This window comes from Marinoscillum sp., from assembly GCF_040222955.1.
Taxonomy (GTDB): domain Bacteria; phylum Bacteroidota; class Bacteroidia; order Cytophagales; family Cyclobacteriaceae; genus Marinoscillum.
Window position 1 is genome coordinate 1 of record NZ_JAVKCA010000025.1, and the last position, 13,591, is coordinate 13,591.

General features: G+C 46.6%; 13 protein-coding genes. 5 read left to right on the top strand and 8 right to left on the bottom strand.

Features of this window, described 5'->3' with window-relative positions:
* A partial coding sequence (locus tag RIH33_RS21045; protein ID WP_406658729.1) for a T9SS type A sorting domain-containing protein occupies positions 1-565 on the top strand: 565 nt, incomplete at its 5' end.
* A gap of 61 nt (positions 566-626) precedes the next feature.
* On the opposite strand, the gene RIH33_RS21050 is transcribed toward RIH33_RS21045, so the two are convergent.
* Genes RIH33_RS21050 through RIH33_RS21065 form a run of 4 tightly spaced genes read right to left on the bottom strand, consistent with a single transcriptional unit; the run spans position 627 to position 4,750 of the window.
* Positions 627-1,685 (bottom strand): amidohydrolase family protein, encoded by a 1,059-nt coding sequence (locus RIH33_RS21050; protein WP_406651506.1) that lies wholly within the window; start codon positions 1,683-1,685, stop codon positions 627-629.
* A gap of 19 nt (positions 1,686-1,704) precedes the next feature.
* Positions 1,705-2,883 (bottom strand): tetratricopeptide repeat protein, encoded by a 1,179-nt coding sequence (locus RIH33_RS21055; RefSeq protein ID WP_406651507.1) that lies wholly within the window; start codon positions 2,881-2,883, stop codon positions 1,705-1,707.
* 2 nt (positions 2,884-2,885) lie between these two features.
* The gene (locus RIH33_RS21060) at positions 2,886-3,905 is read right to left on the bottom strand and encodes an oxygenase MpaB family protein (protein WP_406651508.1); all 1,020 of its coding nucleotides are present in this window, start codon (positions 3,903-3,905) and stop codon (positions 2,886-2,888) included.
* A gap of 44 nt (positions 3,906-3,949) precedes the next feature.
* On the bottom strand, positions 3,950-4,750 hold the full coding sequence (locus RIH33_RS21065) for a hypothetical protein (protein ID WP_406651509.1): 801 nt from the start codon (positions 4,748-4,750) through the stop codon (positions 3,950-3,952).
* Between the two features lie 274 nt (positions 4,751-5,024).
* Between RIH33_RS21065 and RIH33_RS21070 the strand changes: the two genes are divergently transcribed.
* From RIH33_RS21070 to ggt, 3 genes are read left to right on the top strand one after another with little or no spacing between them, the layout of a single operon-like run.
* Positions 5,025-6,581, top strand: coding sequence for a SulP family inorganic anion transporter (locus RIH33_RS21070; RefSeq protein WP_406651511.1), 1,557 nt, complete (start codon positions 5,025-5,027; stop codon positions 6,579-6,581).
* A 34-nt stretch (positions 6,582-6,615) separates the two neighbouring features.
* Positions 6,616-6,837 (top strand): hypothetical protein, encoded by a 222-nt coding sequence (locus RIH33_RS21075; RefSeq protein WP_406651512.1) that lies wholly within the window; start codon positions 6,616-6,618, stop codon positions 6,835-6,837.
* Entirely contained in the window at positions 6,827-8,512 is a 1,686-nt protein-coding gene (ggt, locus tag RIH33_RS21080; protein ID WP_406651513.1) for a gamma-glutamyltransferase, read from the top strand. The genes RIH33_RS21075 and ggt overlap by 11 nt, the downstream gene beginning before the upstream one ends.
* Here the strand turns inward: ggt and RIH33_RS21085 are convergent.
* The gene (locus RIH33_RS21085) at positions 8,509-10,035 is read right to left on the bottom strand and encodes an OmpA family protein (protein ID WP_406651514.1); all 1,527 of its coding nucleotides are present in this window, start codon (positions 10,033-10,035) and stop codon (positions 8,509-8,511) included. The two genes, ggt and RIH33_RS21085, sit on opposite strands and share 4 nt — an antisense overlap.
* 140 nt (positions 10,036-10,175) lie before the next feature.
* Positions 10,176-10,802, bottom strand: coding sequence for a DNA-3-methyladenine glycosylase (locus RIH33_RS21090; protein WP_406651515.1), 627 nt, complete (start codon positions 10,800-10,802; stop codon positions 10,176-10,178).
* 23 nt (positions 10,803-10,825) lie between these two features.
* Between RIH33_RS21090 and RIH33_RS21095 the strand changes: the two genes are divergently transcribed.
* On the top strand, positions 10,826-11,698 hold the full coding sequence (locus tag RIH33_RS21095) for a DUF2911 domain-containing protein (protein ID WP_406658730.1): 873 nt from the start codon (positions 10,826-10,828) through the stop codon (positions 11,696-11,698).
* A 74-nt stretch (positions 11,699-11,772) separates the two neighbouring features.
* Here RIH33_RS21095 and RIH33_RS21100 read toward each other — a convergent pair whose 3' ends face one another.
* Together RIH33_RS21100 and RIH33_RS21105 are read right to left on the bottom strand one after the other, a co-directional pair.
* On the bottom strand, positions 11,773-13,455 hold the full coding sequence (locus tag RIH33_RS21100; protein WP_406651517.1) for a sodium:solute symporter: 1,683 nt from the start codon (positions 13,453-13,455) through the stop codon (positions 11,773-11,775).
* Positions 13,452-13,589, bottom strand: coding sequence for a hypothetical protein (locus RIH33_RS21105; RefSeq protein WP_406651518.1), 138 nt, complete (start codon positions 13,587-13,589; stop codon positions 13,452-13,454). Before RIH33_RS21105 ends, RIH33_RS21100 begins: the two co-directional genes overlap by 4 nt.
* Positions 13,590-13,591 lie beyond the last annotated feature (2 nt).

Sequence of the window (13,591 nt, forward strand, 5' to 3'; positions counted from 1 at the left end):
CATCCTGGATGGCTCAGACGTACCACTCCCACTTGACTTTATCTCCTTCTCAGGTACCGCTCTAAATGAGAATGTGACCCTCAAATGGACAACCGCCAATGAAGTCAATGTCAGCCACTTCGAAGTGCTACACAGCACCGCTGGCCAGGACTTCAAAGTGCTAGGCACCGTACAGGCCGTCAACATCAAGGAGCTGGTCAATGATTATCAGTTTACCCATCAGAATGCACCTGACGGATACAACTTCTACAGGATCAGGGAAGTAGATCTCGATGGATTTGAAGGATTTACTGAAATCATCAATGTCGTGGTGGAAGCTTCCAACATCAGCTGGACCCTCTACCCTAACCCGGCACAGGACCATCTGTCCATCAGGTCTACGGTGGTCATCCCTGACAGCAGGGTGATGATCATGGATGTGACCGGCAGAACGCTCTATAACCAGCACATCAGTTTTGAGTCCAAAGCAGTCGAACTCGATCTTTCCAGACTTGGTGCAGGCGTTTATCACATCATTATCGAACTGCCAGATTCCAAAAAGTCTTTCAGGGTGATAAAGAAATAAAAAAAGAGCGCGGCGGCCGATTCCTCGGCCGCCGCGCTCTTTTCACCCCTTGATGGGTCTCTTAATTCTCTTTTTTGAATGAACTAAGTACTTTCTGATCTTCTTCTTTCGATCCAAGTCCCAGCCAGTCCAAAGTCGAGCGGTACATGATGTTTTCCAGGTCATCTTCAGGCAAATTCATTTCCTCGATAAACTTACCAATCTCTAAATCGCCCAGTGGAAAGGGGTAATCAGAACCCAGACATACTTTATCCGACCCTATGAGTTTGATGACATAATCGAGCAGCATAGGGTCATGGGTAATGCTGTCCACCCAAAATTTACCAAGGTACTCCCTCGGATTTACATTATTGTGTACTGCCACCAAATCGGGGCGGCATTCAAATCCTCGCTCCAGCCTGCCAATGGTGGTCAAAAAAGATCCCCCCGCATGTGCAAAGCATACGCGCAGTTTAGGATATCTGGCAAACACCCCACCAAAGATCATAGAAGCGACGGCTCGGGCAGTCTCTGCGGGCATCCCCACCAGCCAGGGTAACCAGTACTTTTCCATATCGGCTTTACCCATCATATCCCAGGGATGAACCAATACAGCCATATCCAACTTTTCGCAAGCTTCGAAAAACTCAAAAAACCGGGGTTTGCTCAGGTTATGTTGATTGATATTAGAACCAATCTGCACCCCGGGGAGTCCCAATTCCTTCATTCGCTCCAGCTCCCCAATGGCCATGTCCACATCCTGCATAGGCACCGTACCCAGACCTATATAATGCTTAGGGTGTCTCTCCACTACCTCAGCTATGTGATCATTCAAAAACATAGAAAGGTCCAGGCAATCCTTTGGTTCAGCCCAGTAGCTAAACATCACCGGGATGGTGCAAACTACCTGTATTTTTGTGTTGAATTTTTCATAATCCCGGATTCGAACCTCCGGATCCCAGCAGTTCTCTTCTATTTCTCTGAAAAACTTATCCCCCTTCATCATCAGGGCAGCTCCCTGTCGGTGATGGAGCAAGCTGATAAACTCACCATATCCAAATTTCTCCGCAAAATTGGGGAGCTTCTCCGGCAGGATATGCGTATGCATGTCTATTTTAAGTGGGGTCTTGGGTGCTGTCATTCCTCAAAAATAATAAATCCTATCGGCAATACTTCTTTAGTACCTTCTCAGCTTGTAGCATTCCCAGCGTATTCGCTCTTTGCAGGTAATGACAAGCCTCCTCCGCATTGTCCATCTCCAGGTAAGACATGGCGCCATTGTACCATACCATCCCATTGGTGGGGTCTGCTGTCAGGTATTGATTGTAATACGCTGCTGCGCGCTCAAAATTCTTTTCATAAAAATAAGAATTGCCTATGAGGTAGTAGATTTCTATCCTGCCCGGCTCCAGTCTACTTGCCTCATTAAAATCTGCACGAGCGGGCACAAACTGATTCATTTTTAGTAAAATCCGCCCCCGGTTGATATATGAAAGTGCATCGGCATCATCATTTTCAATGCTCCTGTCAAAGTACTTTTTAGCCAAAATATAATTCCCTTCAGACATGGCCCGTGACGCCAAAAGGCTCAAAGTGGGTCCAAAGCTCTCCTCTCCCAGGAGATCGTCAGGCAACGCTACAGACGGATCGAGTAGTGCCAGGTTATACCAGGCCAGCTGATTTCCCCGATCAATAGCGATGGCCAGTTTCAAATCTGCCAACGCACCCTCCTGGTTATTCATTTTCTCGTGAAGTAGTGCCCTGCTAATCAGATAAGCTGTAAGAGTATCCATCCGGAGTGCCTCATTGTAATCAGCCAGTGCCGCATCATACTCGCCCAGTTTCTCGCTGGCCTGCCCGCGGTAATGAAAAAGCTTTGACCTCAGGTTATTCACAGATAGAATCTGATTCTGTTCCTGACCACTTGGGTCCACCTCAAAATACACCCCCCGGGTTTGTGTCACTCCCTCTGTATTGATCAAAACACTCAGATCAGCATGTGCCTGTGCAGGATCTCCATAGTTCAAATAAATAATAGCCTTCTGAAAAATGGCCTCATCATACCTCGGATCCAGCTTGAGCGTGGCTTCATAGGAGGAGACCGCCCGCAGGTCCCGGCCCATGGCTTCATGAACCAGGCCACTCAGATATGCAGCATTTGCCGTGGGCGTGAGCTGCATGGACCGGTTTACCAGATCAAGTGCTTCATTGTAATTTCGGGTTCGGTACGCCTGCTGCGCCTGCTCATATAGCTCCTCAGCTCGCTGGTATTTTGACTGAGCCTGGACCGAAACCGTCACCAAAAAAAGACCCAACCATAGGACATAATTTCTCAACATACTTACTCAAACGAAATATTGAACGCTGGTTTTATATTTTCCTTTTTTAAATTCCTTTCAAAGTCGACCAATACATCCCGAAAATTACGTTCACTGAATGCTTTGAAGAAATTCTGCGTTCTGAGTCCAGTAGCCACCAGCTGGCTCTTCAGGATCGATTGAGGCTTTAAGTCAAGAATATCAGCCAAATTCTCCCCGAGGAGATAATACATCAGGCTTTCTGGGCTAATCCCTTTTACACCCATTGAAGACAGGTAAGCGACCAGCACTTTGGTCAACTCCACACCTCCTTCACTTTTTTTGAATTCCCGTCTGCGAATACCCCGCTCCAGCACACTTGCCGACTGCATGTTTTGCGGCAAGTATTCTTTCCTTATTCCCATCAGTCCGCCAATATATACCCAAAGTTGATAATACTCCTCAGCGGTAATTTTATCCACGCTCACGCCTATTTTCCTTAGTCCACGAATCACGATCAGCGAAAATGAAAGCATTGTCGCCAACATATCCTCCTGATTGATGGGGGTTTCATCCCGGATAGAATGACTTGCATAGTACCTGGCTGCTGCATGCATCAGCCGGACCTTTAAAATGGACGCCAGCCCTCCTCCCTGAGGAGTAAAAGCATCAACCCTGCATACATCAAAAACGAATTGAGCGGTCTCAATCAGGCGTAGTTCCGGGTTTTCCCGAATTTTCCGGGATTGCATCAAAACCCGTACTCCGTTGGCACCGGCATAGCAATAAGGTAAAGAATAGAGGCCCAAAATGGTCAGGATTTCCATGCAGTATCGCTCGAAAAACCGCGCTCCGGAATTGAGGTGGTACACAACATCAGGGTCGGGCATATCAAATTGCCGGACAAGTGTAGAAAATGCTCCGTGGTGATCAGCAAAGTCGATCAACCTGGCATTTTGGGTCACCGTTAGGAAATGTTGGTACTGTGCGGGGTGAGCCTTGAGCCATAGGAAAGCTTCATCAGCCATTTCATCACTCTGATATCTATGGGCGTGCTTGTTCATACTGTATAGGATATACCGTATGAACTATCGTCAGAAAGAAATGATTAATAAACTTGCTTGATGGTCATGCCGCTCTCTTTGGAGAGATGCTGAAATTTACCATTTTCATACCGGTAAAAGCTCACGGCCATTACCAGAAAAAGAGCCATCTGATCAGGCAATTCCTTCAGATCCAGTGAAACCTGTGCGGTCATCGGCTCAATGGGAATTTTCAGTAAGGGAAGCATGGGACTCTCATAAGAACCATATTTACCATGAAATTCCTTATTTACTGCGCGGTATACCTTCTCACCCATATCATATTGATAATCTGACAAAGCCACCAAACGTGCATTGATCTTGAAATTTGTAGCCTCCTTGGGCTTTTTGAAAGTGGTTTCCGGAATAAAGGCTGGAAAGTGTAAGATCACCTGTCCTTTTCTGCTGCCGGACTTTACAAAATACTTGGCTCCAAAAATATCCTCGTAAGGCGCTGTGGTGTTGAACTCGAAACCATTCAGGTTGTGCCCATGCTTGCTGAGGTACAATGGTCGGGTACCTGATTTTCCCTCTTCGAATGTAGCAATGTTTCTAAACTGAGCAGTCAGCCTACCGGATACATAGGTTTCACATATCTCCGACATTCCTTCGGACAGGGAATTTCTCAGAACCTTAGACATCATGGAGGCAACTCCAAATTCCTTTTGGTTGTTTCTCAGTTCTTCGTATGTGGCTTTGTTTTTAATGTCTTCCGCTGAAGGTCCTCCTTTTTTGGCCAGGATGCTGCCATCCACGCCCTTGATTTGGTAAACACGATAACCTTTGGGAATCTTCTGGTCGAGAGTAGATTCAGTACTAATTTTCATTCGCTGATTAGGTTGTTGATTGGTTGATCAAATTCTAGTGTGGGAATATAAATAAACAAACAATTAAATGAAAGAATATACTTCTAAAATCCTTTAAGCACTCCATTTTTTGTCACTGATAAACAATCAGTTATCCTTGTACCATCTCTTCACCTATGAAATCCTTTGAAAAAAACTTTTCTCAGGTAATACGTTACATATCTTCCAAAAAATGATTCATATCGAAACAAATTTTTCATTTTTGCCTTTAGTATAAAATGAAATCAAAGAAGGTATGAAAAAATATTTTGGCGAAAATTTGAAGAATGATCTTCCTGCAGGAATGGTTGTGTGGCTTGTAGCGCTACCTCTTTGCCTGGGAATTGCTCTGGCTTCAGGAGCGCCACTTTTCTCAGGTATCATTGCAGGCATTGTTGGAGGTATAGTGGTGGGTTCACTGAGTGGTTCCCAGCTAAGTGTCAGCGGACCTGCCGCCGGACTTACTGTGATAGTGCTCAACGCCATAGAATCGCTCGGGACTTTTGAATCCTTTCTTCTTGCTGTTTTTCTTGCCGGTCTTATCCAGTTCATCCTTGGGATCCTCAAGGCAGGAATTATTGGTCACTTTTTTCCCTCGTCGGTCATCAAAGGCATGCTTTCTGCCATTGGACTTATATTGATACTAAAGCAGATACCACATGCTCTGGGTGACGACCGTGACTATGAAGGTGATGAAAGTTTTTATCAACCAGATGGTGAAAACACATTCACAGAGATTATCATGGCCATTCAGAACATTGACAAAGGGGCATTGATTATCAGCCTGATTGCGATCAGCATTTTGATCTTATGGGAAAGACCATTTATGAAACGACAGAAATGGACCAATGTGATCCCGGGTCCGCTGGTCGCCGTAGCATGGGGTGTTCTTGCCAATGCCGTTCTGTTTCGCCAGTTTCTCCCTGACCTTTCACTTTCGGGCAAGCACCTGGTTACCTTGCCTATCAGTAGCTCTGTTTCGGAGTTTCTTGGGTTTCTCACCATGCCCGACTTTTCACAATTCCTGAACGTGAACGTTTACATCACGGCTTTCACCATTGCCATAGTAGCTAGCCTGGAAACCCTGTTGAGCCTGGATGCGGTAGACAAACTGGATCCCTATAAAAGAATTGCAGGGACAAATCAGGAACTCAAAGCTCAGGGTACAGGTAATATGGTTTCGGGTCTCCTGGGAGGACTACCCGTCACAGCCGTAATCGTACGAAGTACTGCCAATATCAGTTCAGGTGGTCAAACGAAGGTTTCCGCTGTTTTCCATGGCCTCTTGCTGGCCATGTCGGTGATTTTCTTTCCAGAATTTCTTAATATGATCCCTTTATCAGCATTGGCCGCCGTGCTCCTGCTGGTAGGCTACAAACTCAGTAAACCAAGCATTTTCAAAGACCTATATGCCAAAGGAACTTCGCAGTTTTTACCCTTCGTGATCACCATACTGGCCATTCTTTTTACAGACCTACTCATTGGTATTACCATAGGTATAGTCGTAGGCCTGTACTATGTAGTGAAGGCCAACCTTCATCAGGCCATTACCATGAAAGAATTAGGGCCGGACAACTTTGTGATCACCCTGGAAAAGGATGTAAGCTTTCTCAATAAGGCGTTTTTAAGAAAAACCTTAAGAGCGATTCCACCCAAGTCACATGTCGTTTTTGACGAAACGGAATCCATTTTCATTGATGAAGACATTTTGGAGACCATCGAGGATTTCAAGAAGACAGCAATCAGTGAGGGGATCACCATTAAAGTGAAGCCGGCACCCAATACAAAAAACACGAAATTGACAAAGGTGTAATCTCATCTGCAGAATATTGACTAGCTTATCCGCAATGATTTGGATCAAGAACCTGCGTACAGGAGTGCTGGTGCTCATTTTGCTGGTGAGTGGATCGGTCATTTCGGGATGTCATGCTTCTTACTATAAGATTCCCATCACCAAATCGAGAAAACACTTTCGACCATATGATGACAAAAAGGATCGTGGTAAAAAGCGTGTCCACATCAAAAAATATAAATCCCTAAACCGTTCCAAGAAAATCAATGACCAGTAGGATTTACATACTGTTAGTACTGGCGCTTTCCTTTTCCTCCTGTAACCTGACCACCACACCCAGGGAGGGTGCATTGGGTGATCATGCCATGGTGGTTTCGGCACATCCTTTATCTACTGAGGCTGGTCTCAATATTCTTAAGCAGGGCGGAAATGCCATTGATGCGGCTGTAACTACTCAATTTGCACTGGCTGTGGTATACCCACGGGCAGGTAATATCGGTGGCGGGGGTTTCTCAGTGATCAGGCTGGCCGATGGGCGCATAGCCGCACTCGATTTCAGAGAGAAAGCTCCAGAACAGGCTGATAGACAGATGTTTCAGGATTCTTTGGGCAACGTGACGGGTGAACTAAGCACTATCGGACACCTGGCAGCGGGTGTGCCCGGAAGTGTGGCTGGCATGTGGGAGTTACACCAAAAATACGGCAGTCTTCCCTGGGCAGACCTTGTACAACCAGCTATCGACCTGGCTTTCGAAGGGTTCCTGATTACCGAAAATGAAGCCGAAGCTTTGAATGAAAAGCAGGATGATTTCAGGCGTGCCAACCACTATCGTCCGTGGGTGGTCAGAGAAAACGGATGGGAAGCCAATGATTATGTGAATCAGCCACAGCTGGCTGCCACCCTTTCATTCATCCGGGATTCGGGTAGAGATGGTTTTTACAAAGGAATTGTGGCCCAACAAATTGTGCAGGAAATGCAACGGGGTGATGGCCTGGTGACACATGAAGATTTACAAAACTATGAGGCCATCTGGAGAACCCCGCTGGTGGGCACATACAGAGGGCACAGAGTCATCAGCATGCCTCCGCCCTCCAGTGGAGGGGTAGCCGTATTACAAATGCTCCAGGGGGCAGAATTACTGAATGTTGGCCAATATGAACACAACTCCACAAAGGCCGTGCATCTCATGGCCGAAATAGAACGCAGGGTATTTGCCGACAGGGCCAGCCACCTCGGAGATCCGGACTATTTCCAGGTTCCCATCCAACAGCTCCTGAGTTCGGATTATAACACATCCAGATTCTCTGACATTTCCATTCATCAAACCACCCCGTCGGCCAGTATACAGGGTGGTAACGTTCCTTATGAGTCCCCTGAGACCACCCATTTTTCCATTGTAGATGCTGATGGAAACGCCATCTCCACCACGACCACCCTGAATCTCAACTACGGTTGTAAAGTGTGGGTAAAAGGCGCGGGCTTTGTACTGAACAATGAGATGGATGACTTCAGCTCCAAGCCGGGAGTTCCCAATTTTTTCGGGCTGATCGGGGCAGAAGCCAATGCCATTGCCCCGGGGAAAAGAATGCTCAGCTCTATGACCCCCACTATTGTAGAAAAAGATGGAGCACTCAAAATGGTACTGGGATCACCCGGAGGAGCCACCATCCTCACGTCTGTCTTCCAGACCATACTCAATGTGGTGGACTATGACATGACCATGCAGGAGGCTGTATCAGCCAAAAAGGTTCATCACCAGTGGCTCCCGGACCAGATCAAAGCCGAGACTGACGCCATCAGCCTGAAAACCATAGAAGAGTTGGAGGCGCTCGGTCATTCCTTTGAGTTTGTCGACAAAATAGGTCGCAATGACTGTATCCTGGTACGTGATGATGGCCGACTGGAAGGAGGAGCTGACCCCCGTGGTGACGACAAAGCTGCGGGCTTTTAATCACGAACCACCTCAAACTCCACACGCCTGTTCAACTTTCTGGAAGCTTCGTCGGCATTGCTGGCGATGGGCCTTGATCCTCCATATCCCTCCCCGCTAATCCTTTCCGCAGCAATACCCCCGGACACCAGATACTCCGTCACAGCGATCACGCGCTCCTTAGACAGGTACACATTGAGCTGTTCGTTACCCACGTTATCCGTATGCCCTTTGAGGAAAATCTTTACGTCAGGATTTTCATTCATCATTTCTACGACCAGATCAAGTTCTTCTTCTGACCCTTCCACAAAATTGGCCGTCCCCCTGTAGAAAAGTACATGCTCCAGCGTGATGGTATTGCCTGTAGACAATGGATCCAGCATCACTTTCACAGGCACCCCCGAAGCAAAGTCATCTCTGGAAAAAATCCTCTTGGAGGACAAATAACCATCAGCTTTAAATTCGAAATTCAAGGGCTGACCCAGGTCCTGTATTTGTACCTCCCCCTGGTCACCTGATGGGTAAATGGTGGTGTCTCCCTCCAGCACTACATGTGCTGTGCCCTGTAAAGGTTCACCGGAAATTTTATCTAGCAGGTAGAGTGTCAAAAATACTTCCTCCTCTGAGGTGGCCACCATACTCACCAGGGTATCGGCTGCTACTGCCGCCACAATATCCGATGTTATCTTGATTCGTTTGATATCCCCATAGCCGTCACTATTCTGGGTAGAAACAAAATAGGCGTAATCTGAATCATTTCTGAAAGTAAAAGAAGTTTCAGACCCTGAGGTGTTCACAGCCGTTCCCAGGTTCTTGGGTGAGGACCAATTCTGCCAGGTATCGTCCAGTCTGGTGGACTGGAAAATATCAAAACTCCCCTGGCCACCAAGGCCATTGGAAGCAAAGTAAAGCGTCCGGTTATCCTCAGCCAGAAATGGGGTCAACTCCTGCAGTGGCGTATTCACCACACTGCCCAGATTTTTGGGCGCTGACCATGAACCGTCAGGCTGAAGTTGGCAGACAAACAAGTCATCTACTCCATACCCCAGGTTGTTTTCAAGGCTAAGTAGCAGGTACCTGCCATCGGCAGAAATGGTTCCGGTCTGAATAGGTGAACGGTTTTTGAAAAATGGAATGTCTACCTGAAAAACCTCACCACCATCCAGTGGTTTGGCGAATACTCCACCATAATGCAGCCCCACAGAGAACCACACTTTGTGAAAGAGAAAGTAACGCCCATCAGGGGTCAATCCCGCAGGCGCTGTGAACTGATCGTCATTCAGCGACATATTGGATGCTGTTGTCCAGGCACTGTCGTAAGTACTCACCCAGATATCGCCCTTGTCCTTTGTTCCACCCCTGTTACTCTTGTAATTGGCCCGTGAAAAGTATAACCGGCTATTGTCAAAATCCAAGAAAATGTAGTTTTCACTACTTGGAGTATTCAAAGGCTTCAATGGTTTGGGGCTATCAAAAAATTGCACCTGAGCACTACAGAAAAAAGAAACAACCAACAAAAAGACGAAAACAATGTTTCTGAGCATTATATGAATATTCAATGATTTATTGTGAAGATTTTTATTTGGTATAAATCTTATATATTTTTGAACAATACAAAGAGGCCCTAACCTCAGCTGTAAAGTTAAACAAGTGTATGAAAGCATGCAGAATCCCCGTCCTCAGGTCAGGGATTTCTTTTTTTTACACTTACAAAAGAACTGTCCCTGACGTAGAAACGCCACGGACGCAGCGCATCTGCACCCGCATAGTTCACTCCCACTCTGGTGGCTTCTTCTATCTTCAACTCTTCCGTTGCTTCAATATTGCGAGCCAGCCATAGGGTATTTCCGCCCAGGCTCAACGCGTTGTGCACTTTGTGAATTCCAAGTGCTTTACTCAGTGTGCTGGGCCCCGCTGTGAGTTTCCCGAACGGCACCCTAATTCCGCGCCGAATTTGCATGATATCAATACCCACTACGGGCTCCACCGCACGCACCAGCACCGCATCGGCCAGCCCCTCCACATTTGACACCACATTAAATAAATGATGAATTCCGTAACACAAATAGACATAGGCCACCCCGCCCCTTTCATACATCACCTTTGTGCGCTCAGTCACGCCCACAGAGGCATGGCACGCCCGATCATTTCTACCACAATAGGCCTCTGTCTCTACAATTTTGCCTGCTGTGATAATTCCGTCTATGTTTGTGAAAACATACTTACCTAACAACTCTTTGGCCACATGAACTACATCTGAATGATTATAGAACGATTGCGGCAGTTTTTCGTAAGATGAAAGATCAAACATATCTCAAACACAAATTCTTAAATATGATGAGTAAAATCACAAAACTAACCTTATTAGCTTTTTTATGTGCTTATGGTACCGCCATGGCACAAATTAACACTCCACAAGCCAGCCCTGCAGGGTCTGTATCGAGTGTAGTGGGCCTCACAGAAGTCAGCATTGACTACTTCCGGCCTAAAGTAAAGGATCGTAAAATATTTGGAGAAGGTGGTGACTTCCTACAGCCTTACGGACAATTATGGAGAACGGGTGCCAACTCAGGTTCCAAACTGACCCTCAGCACTGAAGCGACAATAGCCGGAACAAAAGTACCAGCTGGTGAGTACCTGATCTTCACCATTCCTGGTAAAGATGAGTGGTCTTTCATGCTGTACAGCGACTTGAGCCTGGGCGGAAACGTGAATGGCTATAATGCCGAAAATGAAGTGGTAAAGGCCACTGTCAAGGCGGAGAAACTTTCTTCACCTGTGGAAGCATTGACATTCAACATTTCAGACATCAGCGAAGACAACACTAAAGCCAATATCGAGCTTACGTGGAGTGATGTATCGGTAAAAGTGCCTTTAGAGGTGTCATTTGTAGAGCAGGTAATGGCTGACATTGAGGCCAAAACGAAGGTAAACCCTTCCAACTATGTACAGGCAGCAGGATTTTACCTGTCTCAAAACAAAAACCTTCCCCAGGCCTTGGAATGGATGAATACTTACCTGGCAATTGGCGAAAATGGTCAGCAGTTTTGGCATGTACATACCAAGGCACGTATTCTGGCAGCTATGGGCAACAAAAAAGAAGCCATTGCGACCGCTCAGAAATCACTTGATATTGCCAAGGCCAATCCTGACGGAGATTTTGGATATGTGAAAAGGAACCAGGATTTTATTGCTTCTCTGAAGTAATAAGCTCTGACATTACAAACGAGGCCCCGTGGATTTCATCCACGGGGCCTCGTTTTTTTATCCCTACTCAGAGACTACCCTTTCCTTTGAAAGATCTGAAAAACCACTCCCAGTCCGATGGTGAGAAAACATCCGATGGCATTGTACCAGAGATAGCCCAGTGTAAACACCCCATAGATGGTCAGAAAATGAAAAACAATCACGCTGGATTGCGCAATAATGGCCGCCCAAAACACGGAACTTCCCTTCACATATTTGATAAAAAAAGCGGTCAGGAATATACCTAGAATGGTTCCATAGAATATTGATCCCACAATGTTGACTGCCTCAAGTAAGTTCTCCGAATTTTTAGCCAGCACCGCAAAGGAGATGGCCACTATGCCCCACACCAATGTGAGGCCTTTGGATATAAGCAAATGGTACCGGTCATCCTTATTGATCAGACGCTTGTAGAAATCAATGGTGGTAGTGGATGAGAGTGCATTCAGCTCGGAAGAAGTGGAAGACATGGCCGCCGAAAAAATGACCGCAATCAACAAGCCAATCAAGCCGTGGGGCAGAAAAGTGAGAATGAAGGTAAGAAAAACATAATCAGAATCTTTGGTCTCAATTTCAGGATCCATTTTCACGAGTAGGTCCTTCACCTGCTGCCTCACCTCCACAGACTCATTGTCAATCTTCTGCAGGTTCTGAGCAATCGCCTCCGATTGGCCCTCCGGGGCGATTGAAAAATCCAGAGCCAGAGCTTTTCGTTCACTCATCAAACCCTCATAGGCACGCTCCAGGTCCTGATACTCAGTGCTATATTCCGAATCATTCAGTCGCTGCACTGATACTTCCTTGAAATGAACCGGCGGGGTATAAAACAGATAAAACACATAGACCATCACTCCCAAAAACAAAATAAAGAACTGCATCGGGATTTTCAGAATGGCATTGAACATGAGCCCCATGCGGCTTTCAGTCACATTTCGGCCTCCCAGGTAGCGCTGTACCTGCGACTGATCGGTGCCAAAATAAGACAAGGCCAGAAACAAGCCCCCGGCCAGCCCCGACCAGATGGTATAGCGCTTTTCAAAATTGAAGTCCAGGTCTACGGCATTCAGTTTCTCCAGCTTACCAGCTATACTCACCGCACTCCCAAACGACACATAGTCTGTGATGTATGAAATGAGAATAAAGAACGCCACGAACATCCCACCCATGATCACCGCCATCTGATGCTTTTGGGTAATGCTCACAGCCCTGGTGCCTCCAGATACGGTATAGATGATCACGAGCGTGCCGGTCACCAGTATGGTGGCCGTAAGGTTCCAATCGAGAATACTGGACAGAATGATCGCCGGAGCATAAATGGTGATCCCTGCTGCCAGCCCCCGCTGGACGAGAAAAAGCAACGCTCCCAGCATTCTGGTCTTCAGGTCAAACCGGGACTCCAGATATTCGTAGGCCGTATATACTTTCAGTCTGTAAAAAATAGGGATAAACACCGCAGAAACTATGATGAGGGCGATAGGCAACCCCAGATAATTCTGTACAAATCCCATTCCGCTCTCATAGCCCTGGCCAGGTGTGGATATAAATGTAATGGCACTGGCCTGGGTCGCCATCACCGAAAGCCCTATGGTCCCCCAGCTCATGGACTTGTCACCAAGGAAATAGCCATCAATATTCTGCTGACCTCTGGTGCGCCACACCCCGTAAACCACAATAAAAATCAGCGTACCAAACAGTACAATCAGGTCAAAATAATTCATCGGAAGGAAATGCTGAACAGGTATAACAAAAAGATGATCAGCACGAGGTTGCCGATTACCAGCCAATAAATGGTACTCCAGTTCTTGAAGTACGGCGGGGTAGCCAGGTCACGGTCATTTTCAGGTTCTTCCATAT

Coding starts and splice junctions, on each gene's coding strand:
- RIH33_RS21050 (WP_406651506.1), bottom strand. CDS start 1,685: ATGACAGCACCCAAGACCCCACTTAAAATAGACATGCATACGCATATC.
- RIH33_RS21055 (WP_406651507.1), bottom strand. CDS start 2,883: ATGTTGAGAAATTATGTCCTATGGTTGGGTCTTTTTTTGGTGACGGTT.
- RIH33_RS21060 (WP_406651508.1), bottom strand. CDS start 3,905: ATGAACAAGCACGCCCATAGATATCAGAGTGATGAAATGGCTGATGAA.
- RIH33_RS21065 (WP_406651509.1), bottom strand. CDS start 4,750: ATGAAAATTAGTACTGAATCTACTCTCGACCAGAAGATTCCCAAAGGT.
- RIH33_RS21070 (WP_406651511.1), top strand. CDS start 5,025: ATGAAAAAATATTTTGGCGAAAATTTGAAGAATGATCTTCCTGCAGGA.
- RIH33_RS21075 (WP_406651512.1), top strand. CDS start 6,616: ATGATTTGGATCAAGAACCTGCGTACAGGAGTGCTGGTGCTCATTTTG.
- ggt (WP_406651513.1), top strand. CDS start 6,827: ATGACCAGTAGGATTTACATACTGTTAGTACTGGCGCTTTCCTTTTCC.
- RIH33_RS21085 (WP_406651514.1), bottom strand. CDS start 10,035: ATGCTCAGAAACATTGTTTTCGTCTTTTTGTTGGTTGTTTCTTTTTTC.
- RIH33_RS21090 (WP_406651515.1), bottom strand. CDS start 10,802: ATGTTTGATCTTTCATCTTACGAAAAACTGCCGCAATCGTTCTATAAT.
- RIH33_RS21095 (WP_406658730.1), top strand. CDS start 10,826: ATGATGAGTAAAATCACAAAACTAACCTTATTAGCTTTTTTATGTGCT.
- RIH33_RS21100 (WP_406651517.1), bottom strand. CDS start 13,455: ATGAATTATTTTGACCTGATTGTACTGTTTGGTACGCTGATTTTTATT.
- RIH33_RS21105 (WP_406651518.1), bottom strand. CDS start 13,589: ATGGAAGAACCTGAAAATGACCGTGACCTGGCTACCCCGCCGTACTTC.